Annotated in this window: 27 protein-coding genes; 14 read left to right on the top strand and 13 right to left on the bottom strand. The window is 58.4% G+C overall.

What is annotated here, in order from left to right; all coding sequences use genetic code 11:
• The first annotated feature begins 3 nt into the window (after positions 1–3).
• Positions 4–891, top strand: coding sequence for a LysR family transcriptional regulator (locus O1723_RS04695; protein ID WP_023331182.1), 888 nt, complete (start codon positions 4–6; stop codon positions 889–891).
• Here O1723_RS04695 and O1723_RS04700 read toward each other — a convergent pair.
• Positions 888–1,295, bottom strand: a complete 408-nt coding sequence (locus O1723_RS04700) for a MarR family winged helix-turn-helix transcriptional regulator (RefSeq protein WP_014885022.1) — start codon at positions 1,293–1,295, stop codon at positions 888–890. The two genes, O1723_RS04695 and O1723_RS04700, sit on opposite strands and share 4 nt — an antisense overlap.
• Before the next feature lie 172 nt (positions 1,296–1,467).
• Here O1723_RS04700 and O1723_RS04705 point away from each other — a divergent pair, with 172 nt between their 5' ends.
• From O1723_RS04705 to O1723_RS04715, 3 genes are read left to right on the top strand one after another with little or no spacing between them, the layout of a single operon-like run.
• Positions 1,468–2,070 carry a non-oxidative hydroxyarylic acid decarboxylases subunit B gene (locus O1723_RS04705; protein WP_014885021.1) on the top strand — a complete coding sequence of 201 codons (603 nt, stop codon included), beginning with the start codon at positions 1,468–1,470 and terminating at the stop codon, positions 2,068–2,070.
• The gene (locus O1723_RS04710) at positions 2,060–3,487 is read left to right on the top strand and encodes a non-oxidative hydroxyarylic acid decarboxylases subunit C (RefSeq protein ID WP_014885020.1); all 1,428 of its coding nucleotides are present in this window, start codon (positions 2,060–2,062) and stop codon (positions 3,485–3,487) included. Before O1723_RS04705 ends, O1723_RS04710 begins: the two co-directional genes overlap by 11 nt.
• Before the next feature lie 10 nt (positions 3,488–3,497).
• Positions 3,498–3,719, top strand: a complete 222-nt coding sequence (locus O1723_RS04715) for a non-oxidative hydroxyarylic acid decarboxylases subunit D (protein ID WP_003862116.1) — start codon at positions 3,498–3,500, stop codon at positions 3,717–3,719.
• A gap of 92 nt (positions 3,720–3,811) precedes the next feature.
• Here the strand turns inward: O1723_RS04715 and mutS are convergent, their stop codons facing one another.
• The gene (mutS, locus tag O1723_RS04720) at positions 3,812–6,373 is read right to left on the bottom strand and encodes a DNA mismatch repair protein MutS (RefSeq protein WP_023337695.1); all 2,562 of its coding nucleotides are present in this window, start codon (positions 6,371–6,373) and stop codon (positions 3,812–3,814) included.
• Between the two features lie 113 nt (positions 6,374–6,486).
• Positions 6,487–6,717: a SymE family type I addiction module toxin gene (locus tag O1723_RS04725; RefSeq protein WP_014885018.1), complete on the bottom strand. Its 231-nt coding sequence runs from the start codon at positions 6,715–6,717 to the stop codon at positions 6,487–6,489.
• A gap of 175 nt (positions 6,718–6,892) precedes the next feature.
• Between O1723_RS04725 and O1723_RS04730 the strand changes: the two genes are divergently transcribed.
• Positions 6,893–7,237, top strand: coding sequence for a nitrous oxide-stimulated promoter family protein (locus tag O1723_RS04730; protein WP_014885017.1), 345 nt, complete (start codon positions 6,893–6,895; stop codon positions 7,235–7,237).
• Between the two features lie 5 nt (positions 7,238–7,242).
• Here O1723_RS04730 and O1723_RS04735 read toward each other — a convergent pair whose 3' ends face one another.
• The 10 genes from O1723_RS04735 to hypA all read right to left on the bottom strand — a co-directional run bounded on the left by O1723_RS04735 (position 7,243) and on the right by hypA (position 17,180).
• On the bottom strand, positions 7,243–8,463 hold the full coding sequence (locus O1723_RS04735; RefSeq protein WP_014885016.1) for an MDR family MFS transporter: 1,221 nt from the start codon (positions 8,461–8,463) through the stop codon (positions 7,243–7,245).
• A 16-nt stretch (positions 8,464–8,479) separates the two neighbouring features.
• Positions 8,480–9,241: a siderophore ABC transporter ATP-binding protein EitC gene (gene eitC, locus O1723_RS04740; protein WP_014885015.1), complete on the bottom strand. Its 762-nt coding sequence runs from the start codon at positions 9,239–9,241 to the stop codon at positions 8,480–8,482.
• On the bottom strand, positions 9,241–10,278 hold the full coding sequence (locus O1723_RS04745; RefSeq protein ID WP_014885014.1) for a FecCD family ABC transporter permease: 1,038 nt from the start codon (positions 10,276–10,278) through the stop codon (positions 9,241–9,243). Before O1723_RS04745 ends, eitC begins: the two co-directional genes overlap by 1 nt.
• On the bottom strand, positions 10,278–11,276 hold the full coding sequence (eitA, locus tag O1723_RS04750) for a siderophore ABC transporter substrate-binding protein EitA (RefSeq protein WP_014885013.1): 999 nt from the start codon (positions 11,274–11,276) through the stop codon (positions 10,278–10,280). Before eitA ends, O1723_RS04745 begins: the two co-directional genes overlap by 1 nt.
• 154 nt (positions 11,277–11,430) lie before the next feature.
• A complete protein-coding gene (gene flhA / locus O1723_RS04755) occupies positions 11,431–13,503 on the bottom strand; it encodes a formate hydrogenlyase transcriptional activator FlhA (protein ID WP_014885012.1) in 2,073 nt (690 codons plus the stop codon).
• 64 nt (positions 13,504–13,567) lie between these two features.
• On the bottom strand, positions 13,568–14,578 hold the full coding sequence (hypE, locus tag O1723_RS04760; protein ID WP_014885011.1) for a hydrogenase expression/formation protein HypE: 1,011 nt from the start codon (positions 14,576–14,578) through the stop codon (positions 13,568–13,570).
• A complete protein-coding gene (hypD, locus tag O1723_RS04765; protein WP_023331172.1) occupies positions 14,575–15,696 on the bottom strand; it encodes a hydrogenase formation protein HypD in 1,122 nt (373 codons plus the stop codon). Before hypD ends, hypE begins: the two co-directional genes overlap by 4 nt.
• 3 nt (positions 15,697–15,699) lie before the next feature.
• Entirely contained in the window at positions 15,700–15,972 is a 273-nt protein-coding gene (locus O1723_RS04770) for a HypC/HybG/HupF family hydrogenase formation chaperone (RefSeq protein ID WP_014885010.1), read from the bottom strand.
• Complete coding sequence (gene hypB, locus O1723_RS04775; RefSeq protein ID WP_014885009.1) at positions 15,963–16,826, bottom strand: hydrogenase nickel incorporation protein HypB; 864 nt, start codon at positions 16,824–16,826, stop codon at positions 15,963–15,965. The genes O1723_RS04770 and hypB overlap by 10 nt, the downstream gene beginning before the upstream one ends.
• 3 nt (positions 16,827–16,829) lie before the next feature.
• Positions 16,830–17,180 (bottom strand): hydrogenase maturation nickel metallochaperone HypA, encoded by a 351-nt coding sequence (gene hypA, locus O1723_RS04780; protein ID WP_014885008.1) that lies wholly within the window; start codon positions 17,178–17,180, stop codon positions 16,830–16,832.
• A 210-nt stretch (positions 17,181–17,390) separates the two neighbouring features.
• Here hypA and hycA point away from each other — a divergent pair, with 210 nt between their 5' ends.
• The 9 genes from hycA to hycI all read left to right on the top strand — a co-directional run bounded on the left by hycA (position 17,391) and on the right by hycI (position 25,172).
• Entirely contained in the window at positions 17,391–17,855 is a 465-nt protein-coding gene (gene hycA, locus O1723_RS04785) for a formate hydrogenlyase regulator HycA (RefSeq protein ID WP_014885007.1), read from the top strand.
• 73 nt (positions 17,856–17,928) lie between these two features.
• A complete protein-coding gene (locus O1723_RS04790; RefSeq protein ID WP_023331169.1) occupies positions 17,929–18,537 on the top strand; it encodes a 4Fe-4S dicluster domain-containing protein in 609 nt (202 codons plus the stop codon).
• Positions 18,534–20,348, top strand: coding sequence for a formate hydrogenlyase subunit 3 (hycC, locus tag O1723_RS04795; RefSeq protein ID WP_014885005.1), 1,815 nt, complete (start codon positions 18,534–18,536; stop codon positions 20,346–20,348). The genes O1723_RS04790 and hycC overlap by 4 nt, the downstream gene beginning before the upstream one ends.
• Position 20,349: 1 nt before the next feature.
• Positions 20,350–21,273 (top strand): respiratory chain complex I subunit 1 family protein, encoded by a 924-nt coding sequence (locus O1723_RS04800; protein WP_014885004.1) that lies wholly within the window; start codon positions 20,350–20,352, stop codon positions 21,271–21,273.
• Between the two features lie 15 nt (positions 21,274–21,288).
• Positions 21,289–22,998, top strand: a complete 1,710-nt coding sequence (gene hycE, locus O1723_RS04805) for a hydrogenase large subunit (protein WP_248190679.1) — start codon at positions 21,289–21,291, stop codon at positions 22,996–22,998.
• Positions 22,999–23,007: 9 nt separating this feature from the next.
• A complete protein-coding gene (locus O1723_RS04810) occupies positions 23,008–23,550 on the top strand; it encodes a formate hydrogenlyase complex iron-sulfur subunit (protein WP_014885002.1) in 543 nt (180 codons plus the stop codon).
• A complete protein-coding gene (locus O1723_RS04815; protein ID WP_014885001.1) occupies positions 23,550–24,317 on the top strand; it encodes an NADH-quinone oxidoreductase subunit B family protein in 768 nt (255 codons plus the stop codon). Before O1723_RS04810 ends, O1723_RS04815 begins: the two co-directional genes overlap by 1 nt.
• Positions 24,314–24,724: a formate hydrogenlyase maturation HycH family protein gene (locus O1723_RS04820; RefSeq protein WP_014885000.1), complete on the top strand. Its 411-nt coding sequence runs from the start codon at positions 24,314–24,316 to the stop codon at positions 24,722–24,724. Before O1723_RS04815 ends, O1723_RS04820 begins: the two co-directional genes overlap by 4 nt.
• The gene (gene hycI, locus O1723_RS04825; protein ID WP_248190678.1) at positions 24,717–25,172 is read left to right on the top strand and encodes a hydrogenase maturation peptidase HycI; all 456 of its coding nucleotides are present in this window, start codon (positions 24,717–24,719) and stop codon (positions 25,170–25,172) included. The genes O1723_RS04820 and hycI overlap by 8 nt, the downstream gene beginning before the upstream one ends.
• Positions 25,173–25,195: the final 23 nt, after the last annotated feature.

A 25,195-nucleotide genomic window follows, 5' to 3' on the forward strand; every position in this document is an offset into this window, starting at 1 on the left:
ATGATGATTAACTTACAGCGGACGCAGATGTTTGTTGCGGTGGCAGATACCGGCAGTTTCACTGCGGCAGCTGAGGCGATGGGGCTGACAAAAGCCGTGGTCAGCTTCAATATTCGTCAGCTCGAAGCCGAACTGGGCGTTACCCTGTTGCTGCGATCCACCCGCCGCCTGACGTTAACCGACGCGGGTACTCTTTTTCATCAACGCAGCGTCGCGCTTCTGAAGGATGCAGAACAGTTGCAGGATGATGTCCGCGCGAATCATGCCGGGCTCACCGGGGAGTTGCGGATCACGACCACGCCTGAGTATGGCTCACAGGTCGTGGTGCCGATGCTGGCAAGGTTCAGCCAGCAGCACCCGGATCTTCGCGTGCGTCATGTTTCGTCGTCACTGCATGCCGACCTTATCTCAGAGCGCTTTGATGTGGCTATCCGACTGGGAACGCTTACCGATTCACGCTATCACGCTGCATTGATCGCACACTTTTCGATCCTGCCCGTTGCGACACCCGAGTGGCTCGTTACTCATCCGATCGCATCGCTGGCGCAGCTTGCCCATGCGGACTGGATTATCCACGAGCGCTTAACCTCGCCGCTGCGCTGGCAGGTGAAAAATGCCGGTGGTTTGCCCGACACGCTGGAGATAAAAAAAGCGCCGCGTCTGTTTGCCGACAGTGCGCAGGCTCTTATGGCCTTTGCACTCGCCGGAGGTGGAGTGGCATTACTGCCGGAATGGCTGGTGCGCGATGCGCTGGATACGGGAAAACTGGTGCCGGTTTTACCGGAATATACCTTCGCGCGGCAGGGCATTTACGCGGTTTATCCGGATGCCCGGCACGTGCCGGCGAAAGTACGCACCTTTATTGATTTTATGCGTGCCAGCGTGAATTAATCGTGCATCATTTTCTTGATAAGCGCGGAGAACTGCTCCCGTTCGGCCTGACTCAGGCGCCCTAAAAATGCCTCATCTACTTCATTGCTTACCGGCTTGCTGCCTTCAAGCAGGGCTTCGCCTTCTGGTGTCAGGAAGACAAACCGGCGGCGCTTATCGGCGGGGTCATGCTCGCGTTTGACCAGCCCGCGCGCCTCCATGCGGCTCAGCATTTCCGCCAGGGTCGCTTTCGTGCTGACTGCCACTTCGGTCAATGCCACCTGTTCAATGCCCGGATGCTCGGCAACAGAGCGCATAACCGCATACTGCGGCTTGGTTAGCTCCGGTAAGGCATGTTGCCACTGCGCGGTATGCTGTTGAAAAAGCTGACGTAACAGGTGGAACGCCTCTTGTCTTAGTTCCATGAACACTCCGACGGAAAAAATCTCCCCCTATGATAGCCGCTAAAGCCCGGGATGATAACGCGGCATTTTTTAGCAATTAGTGTGATCGTATGCGAACGATCTTGTCAGAAAAACGATCCGGGAGTAGTTTACCTATAATGTTCGTACACGAACAAATTAATTGAGGTGATGAATGAGATTGATAGTGGGAATGACGGGGGCGACGGGGGCTCCGCTGGGCGTGGCGCTGCTGCAGGCGCTGCGGGAGATGCCTGAGGTGGAAACGCATCTGGTGATGTCGAAGTGGGCTAAAACCACCATCGAGCTGGAAACGCCTTACACCGCGCAGGACGTTGCTGCGCTGGCTGACGTTGTCCACAGCCCGGCTGACCAGGCCGCCACTATCTCCTCCGGGTCGTTTCGTACCGACGGCATGATCGTTATTCCCTGCAGCATGAAAACGCTGGCGGGGATCCGCGCAGGCTACGCCGAAGGGCTGGTGGGCCGTGCGGCGGATGTGGTGTTGAAAGAGGGGCGCAAGCTGGTGCTGGTTCCCCGCGAAACGCCGCTCAGCACCATCCATCTGGAGAACATGCTGGCGCTGTCCCGAATGGGCGTGGCGATGGTGCCGCCCATGCCTGCGTATTACAACCATCCGCAGACCGCCGATGACATCACCCAGCATATCGTGACCCGCGTGCTCGACCAGTTTGGTCTGGAGCATAAAAAGGCACGCCGCTGGAATGGGCTGCGGGAGGCGAAAGATTTTTCACAGGAGAATAAAAATGGCATTTGATGATTTGAGAAGCTTTCTGCAGGCACTCGATGAGCAAGGGCAACTGCTGAAAATTGAGGAAGAGGTGAATGCGGAGCCGGATCTGGCGGCGGCAGCCAACGCCACCGGTCGCATTGGCGACGGTGCGCCCGCTCTGTGGTTTGACAATATTCGCGGGTTTACCGATGCCCGCGTGGTGATGAACACCATCGGCTCCTGGCAGAACCACGCCATTTCGATGGGGCTGCCTGCGAATACCCCGGTAAAAAAACAGATCGACGAGTTTATCCGCCGCTGGGATAAATTCCCCATCGCACCGGAGCGCCGCGCCAATCCGGCCTGGGCTGAGAATACGGTGGACGGTGAAGACATCAACCTGTTCGACATCCTGCCGCTGTTTCGCCTGAATGACGGAGACGGTGGTTTTTATCTCGACAAAGCGTGCGTTGTTTCGCGCGATCCGCTTGACCCGGATAACTTCGGCAAGCAGAACGTCGGCATTTATCGCATGGAGGTGAAAGGTAAGCGCAAGCTCGGCCTGCAGCCGGTGCCGATGCACGATATCGCCCTGCATCTGCATAAAGCGGAAGAGCGTGGGGAAGATCTGCCGATTGCAATTACTCTCGGCAACGATCCGATCATCACCCTGATGGGCGCGACGCCGCTGAAATACGATCAGTCAGAATATGAGATGGCGGGTGCCCTGCGCAAAAGCCCATACCCGATTGCCACCGCACCGTTGACCGGCTTCGATGTACCGTGGGGCTCTGAAGTGATCCTGGAAGGGGTGATTGAAGGTCGTAAACGTGAAATCGAAGGGCCGTTTGGAGAGTTTACCGGGCACTATTCCGGTGGCCGTAATATGACGGTGGTACGTATTGATAAAGTTTCTTATCGCACGAAACCGATTTTCGAATCGCTGTACCTCGGTATGCCGTGGACCGAAATTGACTATCTGATGGGCCCAGCCACCTGCGTGCCGTTATACCAGCAGCTGAAAGCCGAATTCCCGGAAGTGCAGGCGGTGAACGCGATGTACACCCACGGTTTGCTGGCGATTATCTCCACCAAAAAGCGTTACGGCGGTTTTGCCCGCGCGGTCGGTTTGCGTGCCATGACTACGCCGCATGGCCTGGGCTACGTGAAGATGGTGATTATGGTGGATGAAGATGTTGACCCGTTCAACCTCCCGCAGGTGATGTGGGCGCTGTCATCGAAGGTCAACCCGGCAGGCGATCTGGTTCAACTGCCGAACATGTCGGTGCTTGAACTCGACCCTGGCTCCAGCCCGGCGGGTATTACCGACAAACTGATTATTGATGCGACGACGCCTGTCGCCCCGGACACCCGAGGCCACTATAGCCAGCCGGTACAGGATCTGCCTGAGACCAAAGCCTGGGCTGAAAAACTGACCGCGATGCTGGCAGCACGTCAATAAGGAGGAAAAGATGATTTGTCCACGTTGTGCCGATGAACATATTGAAGTGATGGCGACATCACCCGTGAAGGGGGTCTGGACGGTTTATCAGTGCCAGCATTGTCTCTATACCTGGCGCGATACCGAGCCGCTGCGCCGCACCAGCCGTGAACATTATCCGGAAGCGTTTCGTATGACGCAGAAGGATATTGACGAGGCACCGCAGGTGCCGACGATCCCACCGCTGCTGTAAAAAAAGCCGGGTGGCGGCTTCGCCTTACCCGGCCTACAAAACCCGTAGGCCCGGTAAGCGCAGCGCCACCGGGCAATAAAGACCGCAGAGAACTAAACCAGACTCTTCAACCGATAAATCCACTCCAGCGCCTGACGCGGCGTCAGTGAATCCGGGTCGAGATTCTCCAGTGCTTCCACCGCAGGTGACGTCTCTTCCGCAGGCACCAGCAGCGACATCTGCGTGCCATCAATCTGCGTCGCCGCCGCATTCGGTGACAGGCTTTCCAGCTCACGCAGTTTCTGACGCGCGCGCTTAATTACCTCTTTCGGTACGCCAGCCAGCGCCGCGACGGCCAGGCCATAGCTCTTGCTCGCCGCACCGTCCTGCACCGTGTGCATGAAGGCGATGGTATCGCCGTGTTCCAGCGCATCAAGGTGGACGTTAGCCACCCCTTCCATCTTCTCCGGTAGCTGCGTCAGCTCGAAGTAATGGGTGGCGAACAGCGTCATGGCTTTGATTTTGTTCGCGAGGCTTTCAGCGCAGGCCCATGCCAACGACAGGCCATCGTAGGTTGATGTTCCGCGTCCGACTTCGTCCATCAGCACCAGACTGTATTCCGTCGCGTTGTGCAGAATGTTAGCCGTTTCGGTCATCTCCACCATAAAGGTTGAGCGACCGCTCGCCAGATCATCTGCCGCCCCGACGCGGGTAAAGATACGGTCGATAGGGCCAATCTCAACGTGTTGCGCCGGGACGTAGCTGCCGATATAGGCGAGCAGCGCAATCAAAGCGGTCTGGCGCATATAGGTACTTTTACCGCCCATGTTTGGCCCGGTAATGATCAGCATTCTTCGCTGCGGCGAGAGGTTCAGCGGGTTGGCGATGAACGGCTCATTCAGTACCTGCTCGACCACCGGGTGACGGCCTTCAGTGATGCGGATACCGGGCTTGTCGGTAAAGGTCGGACAGGTATAGTTCAGCGTTTCCGCGCGTTCAGCCAGGTTCACCAGCACATCCAGTTCCGCCAGCGCGCTGGCGCTAAGCTGCAGATCGGCCAGGTGTGGCATCAGCATGTCAAACAGCTCTTCATACAGCTGTTTTTCCAGCGCCAGTGCTTTACCTTTCGAGGTGAGCACTTTGTCTTCGTACTCTTTCAGCTCGGGAATAATGTAGCGCTCGGCGTTTTTCAACGTCTGACGACGGACGTAGTGAATTGGTGCCAGATGGCTCTGCCCGCGGCTGATCTGAATATAGTAACCGTGTACCGCGTTATACCCCACTTTCAGGGTGTCGAGCCCAAGACGCTCGCGCTCGCGGATTTCCAGTTTATCAAGATAATCCGTTGCACCGTCGGCCAGCGCACGCCATTCGTCCAGCTCCTCGTTGTAGCCAGGGGCAATGACGCCGCCGTCACGCACCAGAACCGGAGGCGCATCGATAATGGCGCGTTCCAGCAGTTCGCGAAGCTCGGTAAACTCGCCCATCGTTTCACGGAGTTTCTGAACCGGAGCGCTGTCAACGTCGCTCAACTGAGCACGCAGTTCCGGTAACTGCTGGAAAGCATGACGCATACGTGCGAGATCGCGTGGGCGCGCGGTGCGCAATGCCAGACGGGCAAGGATACGCTCGAGATCGCCCACCTGACGCAGAACGGGCTGCAGCTCGGTGTAACGATCCTGCAATGCGGCAATCGTCTGTTGACGGCAGACAAGCGTATTCGTATCGCGAATGGGCATATGCAGCCAGCGTTTCAGCATACGGCTCCCCATCGGCGTCACCGTGCTGTCGAGGACCGACGCGAGGGTATTTTCTATGCCACCCGCCAGGTTCTGCGTGATCTCCAGGTTGCGGCGCGTGGCGGCATCCATGATGATGCTGTCCTGCTGGCGCTCCATGGTGATAGAACGGATATGCGGCAGGGCGGTGCGTTGGGTGTCTTTCACGTATTGCAGCAGGCAACCTGCTGCACACAACCCGCGCGGCGCATTTTCAACGCCAAAACCGATCAAGTCGCGGGTGCCAAACTGCAGATTCAGCTGCTGGCGCGCGGTATCTATTTCGAATTCCCACAGCGGGCGACGGCGTAAACCTCGGCGACCTTCAATCAGCGCCATCTCGGCGAAATCTTCGGCATAGAGCAGCTCGGCCGGGTTGGTGCGCTGCAATTCGGCAGCCATCGTTTCACGGTCAGCGGGTTCACTCAGACGAAAACGCCCGGAGCTGATGTCCAGTGTGGCATAACCAAACCCTTTGCCGTCCTGCCACAGCGCCGCCAGCAGGTTATCCTGGCGCTCCTGAAGCAGGGCTTCATCACTGATGGTACCTGGCGTGACGATGCGCACGACTTTGCGTTCAACCGGCCCCTTCGACGTCGCCGGATCGCCAATCTGTTCGCAAATGGCGACGGATTCTCCCTGATTGACCAGTTTGGCCAGGTAGTTCTCTACCGCATGGTGCGGGATGCCTGCCATCGGGATGGGCTCACCTGCCGATGCGCCACGTTTGGTCAGCGAAATGTCGAGCAACTGCGATGCACGTTTGGCATCGTCATAAAACAGCTCGTAAAAATCGCCCATACGGTAAAACAGCAGGATTTCCGGATGCTGTGCTTTCAGCTTCAGATACTGCTGCATCATCGGCGTATGTGCGTCGAAATTGTCGATTGTGCTCATGGAGTTATGATGTCCATTTCTTTGAAAAGAAACCGTTTTGAGCGGCTCAGTGGCCGTTAGTTCCTGCTATTGTCGCATGAAAAAAAGCGATGTCGCAGAAAAATGTCGCGGCTTTACGAGGTGCCTTCCGGCATCAACTCGATGACAATTTTGCCATGTTCCACGCCCACCCTGACCTGGGCGTTGGTAGTAAAGCCCGCCTTTTCAAGCCAGTCCCCTTTTAAGCTCAACGCCGCATGTACGCTGTAACGCTTAGGTATCTTAGTTTTTCGATCCTCGTGACGTTTTCTGAAATATCCCACTTTTAAATGGCGGTAGGGTTTGCCAGTCGCGATCTCTTGCATAGAACCTCCAGACAATACGGACAACGGTCACTCCTGATGCCTGTATAAAATACCCGTGATTTTCAGGAGGTGTAGCATTAATGCTGGAATCAGGCTTCAGAAAACGGAATGCAACAACTGAAATTCAGGGTTTAAAAGAGTATTATTGATGCATCTTATTAATCGGTAAGTCGCTATGTCCGGTAAACGTATATCACGAGAAAAAGAGACTATCGCGAAAATGATCGCGTTGTTTGAAAAGCAGTGCCCGCAGGCGTCTCGGGAAGAGGGGCATTATCAGGCGCTGAACGCGTATGCCGATAAGCGCCTGGATAAGTGTGTTTTTGGTGAAGAAAAGCCTGCCTGTAAACAGTGTCCGGTACACTGCTACCAGCCCGCAAAGCGGGAAGAGATGAAGCAGATTATGCGCTGGGCGGGGCCACGCATGTTATGGCGTCATCCTGTCCTGACCGTTCGTCATCTGATTGACGATCGTCGTCCGGTGCCGGAATTACCGGAAAAGTATCGCCCGAAAAAGTGAGCCGTTCAGCTTCGCAGCGGGCGGCAAATTACCTGCAGGGCCAGGGCGCTGCACAACGGGAAGAGGGCCAGCAGCAGCCAGGGGTATATTGCCTGAGCCGAAGGCACCAGCGCGCGATCCAGCAGACTGCCAAACAACAAATTTCCCGCCAGTACCGCCATCCCTCCGGCGGTGGCGAGTGCGCCATAATGCGCCCCCAACGTTGATTCCTCGGCGAACCGCGGAATGAGATCTTTTGCCGAGGGGACCAGCAGCATTTGTCCCAGCGTCAGTAACGTGACAAATAAGACCGACGGCAGCAACCGCAACCAGCCCTCCGGCGGTTCAGTCGCTGCAAACATCGCTACGCTCGCAAAGGCCGTAGAAAGCAGCAAAAAGCCCACCGGCAGGATCCTCACCGCGCCCACGCGGCGGGCAAAGCGTGCCAGCGGCAGCTGTAAGGTAATGATCAGCACGGAGGCGAGCATAAAAAGCGGACCGAGATCTTTCTCGTTACCACCAGATCGCTGGATCTCCACCGGCAGCGCCAGATAAAGCTGGTTGTAGCTTAACAGCCATGAGCTATAGGCAATGATGAAGGCGACGAAGCGAGGCTGGCGGAAGGTTGTCCACCAGGGCTGTATTTTCAGCGTTTGCGAACGGCGGCCAGAAGCAGGAAGGCAGAAGTAGAGCACCACTAACGCAATAATAAAGACCCCTGCACCCGCCAGCGCCACCTGGCGGAAGCCAAGTCCCGTTAACAGGGCGCCAGCAACCGGGCCCAGTACCGCGCCGAGTTCCCCGCAGACTGCAAACAGTGCAAACCACTCCGCCCGGCTTCGTGTCCCTTTCGCCTCACTGTGCGTGCCCGCTTTGGCCAGCAATGCCTCAATCGAAGGGGAAAATAATGCGCCGCCGATGCCCGTCAGACATGCGCCCACAATAATCGGCGAGAGCGATTCCCCGAAGGCCAGCAGCAGATAACCTGAAACACGAACAATACAGCCGCTGAGGATAACCACTTTCGCGCCAAACCGGTCCGAGAGGGCACCACCAACGATAAACATCCCCTGCTGGGAGAAGGTGCGCAGGCCCAGAATCAGCCCGATCAGTCCGCCGGAGAGCAGCATGTCGTCGCGCAGGAATATCGCCAGGAAAGGAACGACGGCGTAAAAGCCAATGTTGAAAACAAACTGGCTACCCAGTAAGACGGGCGGCCAGAGCGTGGCGGCTGGGCGAAGGAGCATTGTGATTTACGCGCCCCTAAACGATAAAGTGGATGTGCTTTTTGCCATGGAACGGCGAGATCTCAATTTTGGTTTTGACCCGGAAAACATCCCACAGCAACGACTCGGATAAGATGTCCTGAGGTGTCCCCGTCGCCACAATTTGCCCCTTCTGCATCACAATCAGCGAGTCGCAGAACATCGAGGCGTGGTTGAGATCGTGGATAGCGACAATGCTGGTGACCGGTAATTCGCTGATCAACTGCATTAGCTGCATCTGATGATGAATGTCCAGGTGGTTGGTCGGTTCGTCCAGCAGGATTTCCGTTGGGGTCTGGGCCAGCGCGCGGGCAATGTGCACCCGCTGGCGCTCTCCGCCGGAGAGGCTCAGCCAGCCCTGGTCGCTTTTATCCAGCATATCCACGCGTTGCAGTGCCGCCGTGACGGTCTCGTCATCGTGCGTGCTCCAGTTGGAAAAAGCGGAGTGGTGCGGAATTCGTCCAAGTTTCACCACGTCGCGCACGCGCATGTTGGCGTCGGTCATCCCGTGCTGCTCAACGAACGCTACCCGGCGGGCAAGCTGCTTTTTGGCGATGCGGGAGATGTCCTGCCCGTCCAGCGTCACGCGGCCCGCATCCGGGCGACGCAGTCCCGCGAGGATACGCAAAAGAGACGATTTTCCGCAGCCGTTTGGGCCCAGCAGGCCGACGGTTTCCCCCCGGGAGACCTTCAGCGAGACGTCATTGACGATCGCCTTTTTGCCGACCTTCCAGGTAATATTTTCAGCGCAGATACTCATCACTTATTCCTTGAACGGTAAATAATCACGGCAAAGAAGGGAACGCCCACCAGTGCGGTCACTACGCCGACGGGCAGGCTTTGCGGCGCAATCAGCATGCGTGAGGCAATGTCTGCCAGCACCATCAGGATCGCCCCGGCCAGCGCGCTGGCAATGAGCAGCGTGCGATGCAAAGGTCCGAACAGGAAACGCATGACGTGCGGAACCACCAGCCCCACAAAGCCGATAGAGCCTGCCATACTGACGATGGTCGCGGTAATCAGTGCGGTCGTGATAAATAACGCCAGGCGTACCCAGGGAACGGCAATCCCCAGTGATGCGGCAGCGTCGTCACCGAACGTAAAGGCATCCAGCGCCCGGGAATAGTAGAGGCAAACGGCTAACCCCAGCAGGACCACCACCAGTACCAGCTGGAATTCCGGCCAGCGTACGCCGCTGAAGCTGCCCAGCAGCCAGAACATGACATCTCGCGCCTGCTGTGCGCTGGCTGACGTGCTGATGGTGTAGGCGGTAATGGCATTGAACAACTGCGAAGCCGCAACGCCTGCCAGAATAGTGCGTTCATTGCCGCCGCGTGCGCCGTTCGTCAGAAAAGCGACAAATGCAAAGGCGGCGAAGGCACCCGCGAAGGCCCCAGCTGAGAGCGAAACGGCTCCCGTTCCCACACCCAGCACCACGACGGAAACCGCCCCGGTTGAGGCCCCCGCAGACACGCCGAGAACATAGGGTTCCGCCAGCGCGTTCTTCAACAGACTTTGCAGGACGGCACCGCAGATGGCTAGCCCGGCGCCACAGCAGGCAGCAACCAGCGCACGGCTCAGACGAAAGTCCCAGATAACGCTCTCATAGATGCGGTTGAGCGGAACCTCGGTGAGCCCCATTTTATTGCTGATAGCATAAAACACGTTATCCAGCGGGATGGACAGTTCACCGACGCTGACGCCAAGGGCGATGACCAGAAACAACAGTACAATGGCAAGCAGAGCAGACGTGGTCAGGAACAGGCCCTGGCGGGCCTGAAGTACAGCGGCTGTCATCAGTTCAGCCCCAGTTTTCTGAGCTGTTCACCCACCTGTTCAGCACCGTAAATTGTACGAATCGTTGGGTTCATCGCCTGGCCGTCCATCACCACGATATGGCCTTTTTTGACGGCATCAAGCTGGCTGACGGCAGGATCGTTTTTCAGGAATTTGATTTTTTCTTCCGCGTTATCCAGCGCCCAGCGGTTACGGTCCAGACTGGAGACCACAATCACATCCGGATTAGCGGCAATAATGCTTTCCCAGCCCACGGTTGGCCATTCGGTTTCAGATGTAATGGCGTTGTGCCCGCCCAGCACGTTGGCAATAAATCCGGAGGCGCTGTTTTTACCGCCGACGTAAGCATCAGCCGAAGGAGAGGAGCTTGAGAACCAGAAAACAAAGGAGAGGTCCTTTTTGTTTTTACCAAACTCCTGGCGCAGGTCAGCCTCACGTTTTTTGAAATCGGCAATGACGGCCTGGCCGCGATCTTCCACGTTAAAGATTTTGGCAAAATCCTCAATCTCCTTATAGAGATAGGTCATGTCCCACAGCTTCTGGCGGCTGCCGTACATATCTCCTGTGGCTTTTTTGGTCGCGCACATGCCCGGTGAGACGTAGCTATTCACACCGATGGTCGCCAAATCTTCACGTTTTGCGACCTTACTCTCAGGCCCAAGTAACAGAGGAAGCTGGGCAGGTACAAAATCAGGATTTTGCGCAAGGATAGATTCAAGCGTAGGGATTTCTACCGTCAGGGTTTTGATTTTTGCGTTCTGTTCAGCCAGCTGTGGCAGCACTTTGGTCGGCCAGAAGGCGCTGGCCTTCACCTTATCCTGCAGGCCGAGCAGGAGCAAAATTTCGACGGTATTCTGACCCAGGGCCACGACGCGTTCCGGCGCTTTGGTGAAGGTCTCTTTATAACCACAGTTTTCAATGATCAGAGGATATGTGGTTGCCAGAGCAGAACTGACCGACGCAATCGCCAGGCCCAACGCGCAGATGACCTTTTTCATTAAACGCTACCCTTCATTAAAATTATTTTTTGATGCAAATGAAACTCATTATTAAGGCGGAATTTTATACAGAGGAAACGATTTTGTGTCAATGAGGGACAATTGCGCAGGGTGACAAAAGGCGGTGCCAGAATAACACCGCCAGATTGCGGACTTACAGCAGGTTCTCTTTATCAATCCCAAGGCGCTTCATGCGCGACAGCAGGGTCGTGCGTTTTAAGCCTAAACGCTGGGCAGCCCCTTTCGGGCCGGCAACCACGCCGTTCGTCTCTTTCAGCACGCGCATAATGAGCTGATATTCATCTTCTCCCTCTTTTGCGATCTCGGCTGCGGTCACGGTCGTTTCAGGCAGAGAAACCTCCGGCAGGGAGAGTTGCAGCACATTGCCACGCGTGAGCAGTACCGCACGCTCAATGACGTTTTCCAGTTCGCGGACGTTACCCGGCCACTCCATCGACGAGAGGGTGCGTAGCGTTTCGGCAGGAATACTGTCGATATTTCGCCCCATTCGGCGGGCGATCTTCGCGGTAAAGGCTTTTACCAGCAGGGGGATATCTTCCGGACGTTCGCGCAGCGGGGGCAGGCAGATCGGGAAGACGTTCAGGCGATAGTAGAGATCGCTTCTGAATTCGCGGTCGGCGACCATTTTTTTCAGGTCGCGGTTGGTGGCGGCAATCAGCCGCACGTCAGTCTGGATAAGCTTGTTGCTGCCAAGGCGTTCAAACTCCTGCTCCTGCAAGACGCGCAGCAGTTTAGGCTGCAACTCCAGCGGCATATCGCCCACTTCGTCGAGGAACAGCGAGCTTTTATCGGCCAGTTCAAAACGCCCCAGGCGCTGGCTGCTGGCCCCGGTAAATGCGCCGCGCTCGTGGCCGAAGAGGTCACTTTCCAGCAGGCCCGCAGGCATCGCCGCGCAGTTCATCTTCACCATCCGGCGGCTGTTGCGATTGCTCAGGTTGTGAATGGCTCTGGCAATCAGCTCTTTACCCGTGCCGGTTTCACCCAAAATCAGCACCGTGCTGTCGCTCTGCGCCACCATTTCCACCTGCTTGAGGACGCTGTACATCGCATCGCTGCGCCCGATGATTTCGCTAAACTCGCTGTCCACATTATTAAGCTGCTCGGTCAGGGCCAGGTTCTCGTCCACCAGCCGCTCTTTCAGGCGATGGATCTCCTGATAGGCGAGGGCGTTATCCAGCGCGATGGAGATACGCTCGGCAATCTGACGCAGCAGCTTCAGGTTGGCGGTGGTAAACACGGCTTCATCACACTGCGCCAGTTTCAGCACGCCAAGCATGGTGTTGCCGGACATCAGCGGTAGCAGGCACAGGGTCTGGATCTTATTGCCCCAGGTGTTAAACAGCATTCGCTCATACGGCGCCACCGGATCCTGTTCGCTCAGGTTAAGCAGGAGGATCTCTTTGCTTTTGAATACCCGTTCAGAAAGGGTGCCCGCTTCATCCACTTCACTTTGCTCATGCGCCGGGTTGGCTTCATCGAGATAGTGCGTGGAATAGATATTCAGCTTGCCCTTGCGATGCCCCCGCAGCGCAATACTGATAGCGTCGATTTTGAAATAGTGGTGGATCTCTTTTGAGACTTCGCTGACCAGCTCATCCATATCGAGACGTGACAGCACGGCGTTAGTGATTGCCACCAGGATGCGGAAGTTATCGCGCTCGCGGCTCAGCAGGTCGTAATCCACGTTATTGGTGACGCGACTTTGGATCTGCTCTGCCACCACGGCCACAATCTGGGTAAAGGTGTGCAGACGCTCGTACTCCGCTTCGCTCCAGGGCCGGTCGGTCGTGCGGATGAACTCGCAGCCGCCAAAGATATGGCCCTCCGCCGCCAGCGGCAGCATGCTGTAGTGGCCAAAAGGCTGATAGAGGTTGCTCCCGGCAAGCCGCGGCCACGCCATCCTGAACTCCTCAAAATTGCAGTGCAGGGCTTCCGGACGGGAGAGAATGCGGCGCACCGGACCATGCGCCAGATACGTTTCATCTTCGTATTCAAACGTTTTGCCATTATCACGCGTTGAGTAGTAGCTCGCGCGTTGCGTTCCGCTATGCCATAGCACAATTGCGGCGCTGTCTGCCAGGGCTGATTGCCTGACCAGTCGCGTCAAAGCATCGCTTAGCGCGCTGAGATCGGGCTGCTGTAAAAGTGTGCGCGTGATATCAAACAGGCCCTGCTGTCCAAGATCGCTCATCGGTGTATACGGCATTATTGCTTTCCAATTGAAACTGGCAGAAAAGAGACATTCAGTGCTGACCGCTTATGGCGCGGTTCTAGCAAATTCGGGGTAACGGTTCAGCGTGCGGCAGATCCAGTGTGCGCTTCACGCCGTAAAGCCCGGTCAGGCGCACCCCTTTGCGCTCAACCACTTCCCCAATGATGGCGGCATCTTTCCCTAATGGATGCGACCGCAGCCCGGCCAGGACAGATTCCGCCGCTGCGCGTTCAACGCCGATCACCAGCTTGCCTTCGTTCGCAAAGTTGAGGGGATCAAGCCCTAGCAGCTCGCACAGCCCGCGTACGGCGGGTTTGACAGGCAGACCACGCTCGGTCAGTTCAATCCCGCACCCGCAGCTTACGGCGAACTCGTGGACGACGGCATTCACGCCGCCACGGGTGGCGTCGCGCAGGGCTTTCACACCAGGAATGGCGCGCAGCGTCTGAATAAGCGGGGTAAGCACCGCACAGTCGCTACGCAGTTCGCCGTCCAGCCCTAACCCTTCGCGCAGATTAAGAATCGTCGCGCCATGGCATCCCAGCGTGCCGCTCACCAGCAGAACGTCGCCCACGCTAAGTTGCTGTGCGCCCCAGTGGATGTCGGCGGGGATCGCGCCCATCCCGGCGGTGTTAATAAACAGTTTGTCGGCGGCGCCGCGCTGAACCACTTTGGTATCGCCGGTGACGACAGCGATCCCCGCCTCGCGCGCCGTCTGTGCCATGCTGTTGACCACCGCCGTGAGCGTCTCCATCGGCAGCCCCTCTTCAAGGATAAACCCGCAGGAGAGGTAGCGTGGAATGGCGCCGCTGACGGCAACGTCGTTGGCCGTGCCGCAGATGGCGAGCTTGCCGATATCACCGCCCGGGAAAAACAGCGGGTCAATGACGTAGCTGTCGGTGGAGAACGCCAGCCTGTCGCCCTGGGCAGTGAGTGTCGAGAGCGCGATGCGCGCCTGGTCTTCCTGCTCGGCGAGCCAGGGGTTGTTAAAAGCCTCCATAAACAGCCGGTTAATCAACTGCTGCATCGCCTGCCCACCGCTTCCGTGCGCCATTTCCACCGTGTTCATGCTTCACACTCCTGGTTGCGATATTGATACCACGCGGCGCATGCCCCTTCGGAGGAGACCATCAGCGCGCCAAACGCGGTTTGCGGGTTACAGGTGTTGCCAAATAACGGGCATTGATGAGGTTTACACTTACCGGTGAGCACGTCGCCACAGCGAGAACGGGGATCGTCGCACACCTGCTGCGGCTGCGGGCGGAAATGTGTTTCTGCATCAAACGCGCGATAGGCTGGCGTGAGGCGCACGCCGGATTCGGCAATCAGCCCCAGACCGCGCCACTCGCTGTCTCCTTCAACGCTAAACACGTCGGCAATGGCCTGCTGGGCCCGTTCATTCCCCGCATCGGGCACCACGCGGCGGTACTGGTTTTCGACCGCACTCAGGGCCGCTATTTTCTGCTCAACCAGCATGGTCACACCTTGCAGTAGATCAAGTGGCTCGAAACCAGCGACCACTAACGGACGATTGTACTGTTCAGAGATGAAACCGTAGGCGTCTGTGCCAATCACCATGCTGACGTGTCCCGGCGCCAGAAAGGCGTCGATACCGTTATCCGGCTCCTCCAGCAGGCTGCGCAGCGTGGGAATGAGCGTGATGTGCTGACAGAAAAAGAAAAAATTAGTGACGTTGCGGGCTTTGGCCTGCTGCAGCGTAATGGCCGTCGCGGGCATAGTGGTTTCAAAACCCAGCCCAAAAAAGACGACGTTGCGCTCAGGGTTATCCCTCGCCAGCGTCAGGGCATCCATTGGCGAGTAGACGATCCGCACGTCCGCACCGCGCGCTTTCGCCTGCAGCAGCGAGCCATTTTTCCCCGGCACGCGCATCGCATCGCCAAAGGTACAGAAAATGACGTCAGGCTGGCTGGCAATTTCAATACAGCTGTCGATGCGGCCCATTGGCAACACGCAGACCGGGCAGCCGGGGCCGTGGATAAACTCGATGTTATCTGGCAGTAGCTGGTCGAGGCCAAATTTGAAGATGGCGTGCGTGTGTCCGCCGCACACCTCCATGATCCGCAGCGGCCTTTCTTTCGTGTTGTTCAGCAGCGCCGCCCGTGTTTTCAGGTGCCCGATAAGCTGCAGTACCTGTTCTGGCGCGCGGTATTCATCAACGTAACGCATGTGCTACCGCTCCTCGCCGTACAGCAGGGCGCCCACGTCAGGCTCCACGTCAAACATGTTTTGCAGCGCATCCAGCGTGTCGCGGGCTTCCGCTTCGTTAATCACGCTCATTGCAAAGCCCACATGGACCAGCACCCACTGGCCGAGACGTGACGCGCCGGTTTCATCGGTACTGCCCACCAGCGTCAGATCCACATCGCGCAATATACCGCAGACCTCCACCCTGGCCTGGTTACCGTCGATTGCCTGAATTTGTCCGGGTACGCCTATGCACATCGTTCGCACTCCAGCCAGTTTAGCCATGCGTCCATGCCGTCGCCGCGCGTGGCGGAGACCAGCACGATCGCAATCTCCGGATTCACTTCGCGGGCATACGCCAGGCATTTCTCCACGTCGAAATTCAGGTACGGCAGCAGGTCGACTTTGTTCAGTAACATCAGGGAGGCGGCGGCAAACATATGCGGGTACTTCAGCGGCTTGTCTTCCCCTTCGGTGACGGAGAGCACCGCGACTTTGTGGCGCTCGCCGAGGTCAAAGCTCGCCGGGCACACGAGGTTACCGACGTTTTCAATAAACAGGATGCCGTTATCTTCTAGTGGCAAACGCGGTGCGGCATCGGCAATCATCTGCGCATCCAGATGGCAGCCTTTGCCCGTGTTGACCTGAATCGCCGGGGTGCCGGTTTCACGAATGCGCGCGGCATCGTTTACGGTCTGCTGATCGCCCTCGATCACCGCGCAAGAGACGCGTTTGTTCAGGCGCTTGAGTGTTTCGGTTAACAGCGTGGTTTTGCCTGAACCCGGGCTGGAGACCAGGTTCAGCACCAGCTGTTTGCGGGCGGCAAAGCGCGCGCGATTGCGGGCCGCGAGCTGGTTATTTTTGTCCAGCACGTTGATCTCGACGTCCAGCATCTGCCGCTGGCTCATGCCCGGCGCATGAGTGCCCGCTTCGCCCTGGCCGTAGTGCAGGTCGCCCGCGTCGGAGCGTTGCGGCGCAAAGGTAATGCCGGTCAGAACTGCCGCAGGACGCGGGGCAGGGGAAAAGGGCGCGGAGCGAAACGCGGAGTGGGGGCGGTGTTCGTCCCCTTCTATATACAGGTTGCCTTCGGCGCAACCGCAGGTACTACACATACATTACTCCTTCTCGATTTCGAGGCGTTGGATCTGCATACCGTCATCCGCCACGATCCGCAGCCCGGTACGCTGGCACTGCGGACAGCGCTGAACCTTTGAGGAGAGCAGCGTGACGTACTGCTGACAGTGCTCGCACCAGCACTCCGCCTGCTGCTCGTCGATATGCAGCTCGCAGCCTTCCGCCAGCGTGCCGCGGCATACCAGCTCAAAACAGAAGGTCAGGGCGCTGGTCTCGACGCAGGAAAATGCCCCGATCTTCAGCCAGACGCCGGTGACGCGTTTCGCGTGGTTTTGCACTGCCTGCTGTTCGATAAGTTCAAGCGCTCGCTGGCAGAGGGTGATTTCGTGCATGACGCCTCCTCAATGAATTGCCCCGGTAATGCAATAACAGTGCCAGCCTGTATTTTGTCAGGGCGTGACGATGTCAATGCTGTCGAAATGACACGTCGACACCGCCGCGTTGACAGCAGTTTTGAAATTAAAGATCAATAAAATCAGTTGATTAAAAACTGGCACGGAATCTGCTTAACAGCCGCTATCTCCATTAACCGGATACCTTTTATGACTATTTGGGAAATCAGCGAAAAAGCGGATTACATCGCGCAGCGCCACCAGCAGCTACAGGAGCAGTGGCACCTCTACTGCAACTCTCTGGTTCAGGGGATCACCCTGTCAAAAGCGCGTCTGCATCATGCGATGAGTTGTGCGGCGCAAGGCGATATGCGCTTTGTCCTCTTCGGCCACTTCACGGTCTTTGTCACCCTGGCAGACAGCTTTAACAGCCACACCATTGAGTACTACGTCGAGAACAAAGAGGGTGAAAAACAGTGTATTGCGCAAGCGCAACTGATGGCTGACGGCATGGTCGATGGCTACGTCAGCAACCGCGATCGCCAGCAGGTGCTTGAACACTATCTGGAGAAAATCGCGCCGGTTTACAACGGGCTTTATCACGCAGTTGAACACGACTTACCGGTCGACCTGAAACAGCTGATCGCCGGAAACCCTTCCGCAAACGTTGCCTGAGAACCGAGTGTCGAAAAGTGTCGAGAAGACAGCTTTTCGTCGTCAAAAATGACCATCACCTGAGGATTGCCCGGTGAACCGTTTTGTAATTGCTGACTCGACGGTCTGTATTGGCTGTCGAACCTGTGAGGCGGCGTGTTCGGAAACCCACCGCCTGCACGGGCTGCAGTCCATGCCGCGCCTTCGCGTCATGCGTAATGAAAAAGAGTCTGCTCCGCAGCTCTGCCACCACTGTGAAGATGCCCCCTGCGCGGGTGTTTGTCCGGTGAATGCCATCACCCGCGTTGATGGCGCGGTCCAGCTGAACGAAAGCCTGTGCGTCAGCTGCAAGCTGTGCGGCATTGCCTGCCCGTTCGGCGCCATTGAATTTTCCGGCAGCCGTCCGCTGCACATTCCGGCCAATGCCAACTCCCCGAAAGCGCCGCCCGCGCCACCGGCTCCGGCTCGCGTAAGTACGCTACTGGACTGGGTTCCCGGCATCCGCGCCGTGGCGGTGAAGTGTGACCTGTGCAGCTTTGATGAACAGGGACCGGCCTGCGTGCGGACCTGTCCGACCAAGGCGCTCATTCTGGTTAACATCCGCGATATCGCCCGTACCAGCAAACGCAAGCGCGAGCTGACCATTAATACCGACGTCGGCGATCTTTCGCTTCTGCAGGCGCTTAACGAGGGGGCGAAATGAACGCGATAGACATGATTAACAGCGCCGTAGCGTACTTTGCGGCCGCCGCCGTGCTGGCGCTGCTCTTCTCTTTCCATAAAATCCTGAGCGGCTGGATAGCCGGTATCGGCGGGGCGCTCGGCAGCCTGATGACGCTCGCGGCAGGCGGTGTCGTTTTGCTGGGGGGGCAATCCACAGAGGCCGTGATGCCGCTGATTCGTCACAGCGTTGAGATTACGCCGCTGAATGCCATCTGGCTGGTGACGTTCGGTCTGTGCGGGCTGTTTGTCAGCCTGTTCAATATCGACTGGCACCGCCACCAGCACACCAGAGCTAATGGTCTGCTGGTAAACCTGCTCATGGCGACGGCGGTCTGCACCGTTATCGCCAGCAATCTTGGTGCGCTGGTGGTGATGGCCGAAATTATGGCCCTGTGCGGCGTGTTCCTGACGGGCTGTAGCGCCTCCGGCAAGCTATGGTTTGCTCTCGGTCGCCTCGGCACGCTGCTGCTGGCGCTGGCCAGCTGGCTGGTGTGGCAACGCTTTGGCACGCTGGATTTCTCTGCGCTCAACGGCCATCCGCTGGGGAATGACGTCTGGCTGCTGGGCGTTGTGGGCTTTGGCCTGCTCGCCGGGATCATCCCGCTGCATGGCTGGGTGCCGCAGGCGCATGCCAATGCCTCCGCGCCCGCCGCCGCGCTGTTCTCTGTGGTGGTGATGAAAGTGGGTTTGTTCGGGATTTTGGTACTCACGCTGACCAGCGGGCAACCGCCGCTGTGGTGGGGTGTCGTGCTGCTGCTGGCCGGGATGATCACCGCGTTCGTGGGTGGCCTGTACGCGCTGATGGAGCACAACATCCAGCGTTTGCTGGCGTACCACACGCTCGAAAATATCGGCATTATCCTGCTCGGTCTTGGCGCGGGCGTCACCGGTCTGGCGCTGAATCAGCCCGCCTTGATTGCCGCCGGGTTTATCGGTGGTCTGTATCACCTCGTCAACCACAGCCTGTTTAAAAGCACCCTGTTCCTCGGCGCGGGCAGCGTCTGGTTCCGCACCGGTCATCGGGATATCGAAAAGCTCGGCGGCATTGGCAAAAAGATGCCGGTGATTTCCCTGGCGATGCTGGTGGGGCTGATGGCGATGGCCGCGCTGCCGCCACTGAACGGTTTTGCCGGCGAGTGGGTGATCTACCAGTCTTTCTTCGCGCTCGGTCAGAGCGATGCGTTTATCGGCCGTTTGCTGGGGCCGCTGTTGGCGGTCGGCCTGGCGATTACCGGGGCGCTGGCGGTGATGTGTATGGCGAAAGTCTACGGCGTTACCTTCCTTGGCGCACCGCGCACGCGTGAGGCTGAAAATGCCTGCTGTGCACCGGTATTGATGGCCACCAGCGTGGTTGCGCTGGCGCTGTGCTGCATCGCGGGTGGGGTTGCCGCGCCGTGGCTGCTGCCGCTGCTCGGAAACGCTATTCCGTTGCCGCTTGAGACGGCACAAACCACCGTTTCCCAACCGATGATAGCCCTGCTGCTGATTGCCTCTCCGCTACTGCCGTTCGTGCTGATGCTGTTCTTTAAACGCGATCGACTCGCCTCCCGTACGCGCGGCGCAGCCTGGGCCTGCGGCTACGAACACGAGCAGTCAATGGTCATCACCGCCCACGGTTTCGCCATGCCGGTAAAAGAGAACTTCGCCGCCGTGCTGAAGCTGCGCCACTGGCTCAACCCGCAGGGTTGGGTTCCGGGCTGGCAGAGTGCTGCCGCGCCCGCACTGTTCCGCCGTCTGGCGCTGATTGAGCTGTCGGTGCTGGTGGTCATTGTGATTTCACGAGGAGCCTGACATGAGTCTGTTACTGGCAATTCTTCAGGCGCTGGTGCTGTTTGCCGTTGCGCCGCTGCTCTCGGGCATCACGCGCGTGGTGCGCGCCCGGATGCACAACCGTCGCGGGCCTGGCGTGCTCCAGGAGTACCGCGATCTCTTCAAGCTTCTCTCTCGCCAGAGCGTGGCGCCCGATGCCGCAGGCTGGGTCTTTCGCCTGACGCCGTTTGTGATGGTTGGCGTGATGCTCACCATCGCCACCGCGCTGCCCGTCGTCACGGTGGGCTCACTGCTGCCTGCGCTCGGCGATCTGATCACGCTTATCTACCTCTTCGCCATCGCCCGTTTCTTCTTTGCGATTGCGGGTCTGGACACCGGGAGTCCGTTTACCGGCCTCGGTGCCAGCCGCGAGGCGATGCTGGGTGTGCTGGTTGAGCCGATCCTGCTGCTGGGGCTGTGGGTCGCCGCGCAGGTCGCAGGCTCCACCCATATCAGCTTTATCACCCATTCCGTTTATCACTGGCCGGTAAGCCGCTCCATTCCGCTGGTGCTGGCACTCTGCGCCTGCGCGTTCGCCACGTTTATTGAGATGGGCAAACTGCCGTTCGATCTCGCGGAAGCCGAGCAGGAATTACAGGAGGGGCCACTCACCGAATACAGCGGCTACGGCTTTGCGGTACTGAAGTGGGGGATCAGCCTCAAGCAGCTGGTGGTGTTGCAGATGTTTGTCGGCGTCTTCTTCCCGTGGGGGCAGATGACGCACTTTTCCGCGGGCGGCCTGGTGCTGGCCGTCGTGGTTGCTGCGATCAAGCTGCTTATCGGCGTGCTGGTGATTGCGCTGTTCGAGAACAGCATGGCGCGTCTGCGCTTTGTGGCGACCTCGCGCATCACCTGGGCCGGTTTTGGCTTTGCATTTTTAGCGTTCGTCTCCTTGCTGGTGGCGTGATTAAAGAGAGTGTTTATGTCTGAAGAAAAGAAAGGTCAGCAGTATCTCGCCGCGTTGCATCAGGCTTTCCCCGGCGTGGTGCTGGAAGAGTCCTGGCAAACCAAAGACCAGATCACCGTCACCATAAAGGTGAACTACCTGCCGGAGGTGGTGGAGTTTCTTTACTACCAGCAGGGCGGCTGGCTGTCGGTGCTGTTCGGTAACGACGAGCGCCAGCTGTGCGGCAATTACGCCGTGTACTACGTGATGTCGATGGAGCAGGGCGAGAAGTGCTGGCTGACCGTGCGCGTCGAAGTCGATCCGAATAAGCCGGAATATCCGTCCGTTACGCCGCGGGTGCCTGCTGCCGTCTGGGGCGAACGCGAAGTGCGCGACATGTACGGCCTGGTGCCGGTCGGCCTGCAGGACGAGCGCCGCCTGGTACTGCCGGACGACTGGCCGGATGAACTCTATCCGCTGCGTAAAGACAGCATGGACTACCGCCAGCGCCCGGCGCCGACCACCGACAGCGAAACCTACGAGTTCATTAACGAGCTGGGCAGTAAAAAGAACAACGTGGTGCCGATTGGCCCGCTGCACGTCACCTCCGACGAACCGGGCCATTTTCGCCTGTTCGTCGACGGCGAAAACATTATCGACGCCGACTACCGCCTCTTCTACGTCCATCGCGGCATGGAAAAGCTGGCGGAAACCCGCATGGGCTACAACGAAGTGACGTTCCTTTCTGACCGCGTGTGCGGCATCTGCGGCTTTGCCCACAGCACCGCTTACACCACGTCGGTAGAAAACGGTATGGGGATCGTGGTGCCGGAACGTGCGCAGATGATCCGCGCCATTCTGCTGGAGGTGGAACGTCTGCACTCGCACCTGCTAAACCTTGGCCTGGCCTGCCACTTCGTCGGTTTTGACTCCGGGTTTATGCAGTTCTTCCGCGTGCGTGAAGCCTCGATGAAGATGGCGGAGATCCTCACCGGGGCGCGTAAAACCTACGGGCTGAACCTGATCGGCGGGATCCGCCGCGACCTGCTGAAAGATGACATGATCCAGACCCGTCAGCTGGCGCAGCAGATGCGCCGGGACGTGCAGGAGCTGGTGGATATGCTGCTCAGCACGCCAAACATCGAGCAGCGCACCGTAGGGATTGGCCGTCTTGATCCGGAAATTGCCCGCGACTTCAGCAACGTCGGCCCGATGGTGCGCGCCAGCGGCCACGCCCGCGACACCCGCGCCGATCACCCGTTCGTCGGCTACGGCCTGCTGCCCATGACCGTGCACAGCGAGCAGGGCTGCGACGTCATCTCACGTCTGAAAGTCCGCATTAACGAGGTGTTCACTGCCCTGAACATGATCGACTTCGGCCTCGATAACCTGCCGGGCGGTCCGCTGATGGTAGAGGGCTTCACCTACATCCCGAACCGCTTCGCGCTCGGCTTTGCAGAAGCGCCGCGCGGGGACGATATCCACTGGAGCATGACTGGCGACAACCAGAAGCTCTACCGCTGGCGCTGCCGTGCGGCGACCTACGCCAACTGGCCAACGCTGCGCTACATGCTGCGCGGCAATACGGTCTCCGATGCGCCGCTGATCATCGGTAGCCTCGACCCGTGCTACTCCTGCACCGACCGCATGACCGTGGTGGACGTGCGCAAGAAGAAAAGTCAGGTGGTGCCGTACAAAGAGCTTGAGCGCTACAGCATCGAGCGTAAGAACTCGCCGCTGAAATAAGGACTCGTCATGTTTACCTTTATCAAAAAAGTGATCAAAACCGGCACGCAGACCAGCCGTTATCCGCTGGAGCCGATGCCGGTCGATAAAAACTTTCGCGGCAAGCCGGAGCACAACCCGCAGCAGTGCATCGGCTGCGCGGCCTGCGTCAATGCCTGCCCGTCGAATGCCCTGACGGTGGAAACGGATCTCAAAACCGGCGAACTGGCCTGGCAGTTTAACCTTGGACGCTGCATTTTCTGCGGCCGCTGCGAGGAAGTTTGCCCGACGGTCGCCATTCGCCTGTCGCAGGAGTACGAGCTGGCAGTGTGGAAGAAAGCCGATTTCCTCCAGCAGTCGCGTTTCGCGCTGTGTCACTGTCGCGTCTGCAAGCGTCCGTTCGCCGTGCAAAAAGAGATCGACTACGCCATCGCGCTGCTGCAGCACAACGGTGACGTCCGGGCGGAACATCACCGTGAAAGTTTTGAAACCTGCCCGGAGTGCAAGCGTCAGAAATGCCTGCTGCCGTCCGACCGGATTGATATCACCCGCCATATGAGAGAGGCCAGCTGATGGAACACTTACTCGGCCCGCGCGACGACAATGGCATGCCGGTGCCAATGACGGTGGAGGAATCCATTGCCAGCATGAAGGCGTCGCTGCTGAAAAAAATCAAACGTTCGGCCTACGTCTACCGCGTGGACTGCGGCGGCTGTAACGGCTGCGAGATCGAGATCTTCGCTACGCTGTCGCCGCTGTTTGACGCTGAACGCTTCGGTATCAAAGTGGTGCCGTCTCCGCGCCATGCGGATATTCTGCTGTTTACCGGGGCGGTCACCCGTGCCATGCGTTCGCCCGCGCTGCGTGCCTGGCAGTCTGCGCCAGACCCGAAAATCTGCATCTCCTACGGTGCCTGCGGCAACAGCGGCGGCATCTTCCACGATCTCTACTGCGTCTGGGGCGGCACCGACAAAATCGTACCGGTGGATGTTTACATTCCGGGCTGCCCGCCGACGCCTGCCGCCACGCTGTACGGCTTTGCGATGGCGCTTGGCCTGCTGGAGCAGAAAATCCACGCCCGTGAACCGGGCGAGCTCGACAACCAGCCCGCGATGCTCCTCCATCCGGATATGGTGCAGCCGCTGCGGGTGAAGGTCGACCGCACGGCGCGCAGGCTGGCGGGCTACCGTTATGGTCGTCAGATTGCCGACGATTATCTGCGTTTGCTGAGCCAGGGCGAGCAGCAGGTAGCCCGCTGGCTGGAGGCGGAAAACGATCCGCGTCTGAATGAGATTGTGGCGAACCTGAACAGCATTGTGGACGAGGCGCGTATCCGATGAGTGAAACGGTGGTGTTCAGTCAACTGAGCCGTAAGTTTATTGATGAGAACGATGCCACGCCGGATGCGGCGCAGCAGGTGGTCTATTACAGCCTGGCGATTGGGCATCACCTCGGGGTGATTGACTGTCTGGAGGCCGCGCTGAGCTGCCCCTGGCCTGAGTATCTGGCGTGGATCGCCACGCTGGAGGAGGGCAGCACGGCGCGGCGTAAAATGGAAGGCGTGCCAAAGTACGGTGAGATCGTCATCGATGCCAACCACATTGCGATGCTCGCCAACGCCTTTGATGCGGCGCTGAGCAGGCAATCCGCCGAACAGCAGGCGTGGAGCAAAACGTTGCTCGGCATGCTGCATGATATTCATCAGGAGAGTGCCATCTACCTGATGGTGAGGAGATTACGTGACTGACGTTTTACTGTGTGTCGGCAACAGCATGATGGGCGACGACGGCGCGGGCCCGCTGCTGGCAGAGATGTGCGCCGCGAATCCGCAGGGTAACTGGGTGGTGATTGACGGCGGTAGCGCGCCAGAAAATGACGTGGTCGCCATCCGCGAGCTGCGCCCGGGGAGGCTGCTGATTGTCGATGCTACCGATATGGGGCTCAACCCCGGTGAGATCCGACTCATTGACCCGGACGACATTGCCGGGATGTTTATGATGACGACCCACAATATGCCGCTGAATTACCTCGTGGATCAGATCAAGGACGACGTGGGCGAGGTGCTGTTCCTGGGGATTCAGCCGGACATTGTTGGGTTTTATTACCCGATGACGCCGCCGGTAAAAGAGGCGGTGGAAGTGGTTTATTCACGGCTTGAAGGGTGGGTTGGGGACGGGGGGTTTTCTCCGCTCTGAGCAGTGCCGGGTGGCGGCTTCGC

This window comes from Enterobacter cloacae complex sp. HYC080_NIDB, assembly GCF_056673325.1.

Excerpts from the sequence above, each read along its gene's own strand:
- O1723_RS04695 (WP_023331182.1), top strand. The coding sequence starts at position 4 with ATGATTAACTTACAGCGGACGCAGATGTTTGTTGCGGTGGCAGATACC.
- O1723_RS04700 (WP_014885022.1), bottom strand. The coding sequence starts at position 1,295 with ATGGAACTAAGACAAGAGGCGTTCCACCTGTTACGTCAGCTTTTTCAA.
- O1723_RS04705 (WP_014885021.1), top strand. The coding sequence starts at position 1,468 with ATGAGATTGATAGTGGGAATGACGGGGGCGACGGGGGCTCCGCTGGGC.
- O1723_RS04710 (WP_014885020.1), top strand. The coding sequence starts at position 2,060 with ATGGCATTTGATGATTTGAGAAGCTTTCTGCAGGCACTCGATGAGCAA.
- O1723_RS04715 (WP_003862116.1), top strand. The coding sequence starts at position 3,498 with ATGATTTGTCCACGTTGTGCCGATGAACATATTGAAGTGATGGCGACA.
- mutS (WP_023337695.1), bottom strand. The coding sequence starts at position 6,373 with ATGAGCACAATCGACAATTTCGACGCACATACGCCGATGATGCAGCAG.
- O1723_RS04725 (WP_014885018.1), bottom strand. The coding sequence starts at position 6,717 with ATGCAAGAGATCGCGACTGGCAAACCCTACCGCCATTTAAAAGTGGGA.
- O1723_RS04730 (WP_014885017.1), top strand. The coding sequence starts at position 6,893 with ATGTCCGGTAAACGTATATCACGAGAAAAAGAGACTATCGCGAAAATG.
- O1723_RS04735 (WP_014885016.1), bottom strand. The coding sequence starts at position 8,463 with ATGCTCCTTCGCCCAGCCGCCACGCTCTGGCCGCCCGTCTTACTGGGT.
- eitC (WP_014885015.1), bottom strand. The coding sequence starts at position 9,241 with ATGAGTATCTGCGCTGAAAATATTACCTGGAAGGTCGGCAAAAAGGCG.
- O1723_RS04745 (WP_014885014.1), bottom strand. The coding sequence starts at position 10,278 with ATGACAGCCGCTGTACTTCAGGCCCGCCAGGGCCTGTTCCTGACCACG.
- eitA (WP_014885013.1), bottom strand. The coding sequence starts at position 11,276 with ATGAAAAAGGTCATCTGCGCGTTGGGCCTGGCGATTGCGTCGGTCAGT.
- flhA (WP_014885012.1), bottom strand. The coding sequence starts at position 13,503 with ATGCCGTATACACCGATGAGCGATCTTGGACAGCAGGGCCTGTTTGAT.
- hypE (WP_014885011.1), bottom strand. The coding sequence starts at position 14,578 with ATGAACACGGTGGAAATGGCGCACGGAAGCGGTGGGCAGGCGATGCAG.
- hypD (WP_023331172.1), bottom strand. The coding sequence starts at position 15,696 with ATGCGTTACGTTGATGAATACCGCGCGCCAGAACAGGTACTGCAGCTT.
- O1723_RS04770 (WP_014885010.1), bottom strand. The coding sequence starts at position 15,972 with ATGTGCATAGGCGTACCCGGACAAATTCAGGCAATCGACGGTAACCAG.
- hypB (WP_014885009.1), bottom strand. The coding sequence starts at position 16,826 with ATGTGTAGTACCTGCGGTTGCGCCGAAGGCAACCTGTATATAGAAGGG.
- hypA (WP_014885008.1), bottom strand. The coding sequence starts at position 17,180 with ATGCACGAAATCACCCTCTGCCAGCGAGCGCTTGAACTTATCGAACAG.
- hycA (WP_014885007.1), top strand. The coding sequence starts at position 17,391 with ATGACTATTTGGGAAATCAGCGAAAAAGCGGATTACATCGCGCAGCGC.
- hycC (WP_014885005.1), top strand. The coding sequence starts at position 18,534 with ATGAACGCGATAGACATGATTAACAGCGCCGTAGCGTACTTTGCGGCC.
- O1723_RS04800 (WP_014885004.1), top strand. The coding sequence starts at position 20,350 with ATGAGTCTGTTACTGGCAATTCTTCAGGCGCTGGTGCTGTTTGCCGTT.
- hycE (WP_248190679.1), top strand. The coding sequence starts at position 21,289 with ATGTCTGAAGAAAAGAAAGGTCAGCAGTATCTCGCCGCGTTGCATCAG.
- O1723_RS04810 (WP_014885002.1), top strand. The coding sequence starts at position 23,008 with ATGTTTACCTTTATCAAAAAAGTGATCAAAACCGGCACGCAGACCAGC.
- O1723_RS04815 (WP_014885001.1), top strand. The coding sequence starts at position 23,550 with ATGGAACACTTACTCGGCCCGCGCGACGACAATGGCATGCCGGTGCCA.
- O1723_RS04820 (WP_014885000.1), top strand. The coding sequence starts at position 24,314 with ATGAGTGAAACGGTGGTGTTCAGTCAACTGAGCCGTAAGTTTATTGAT.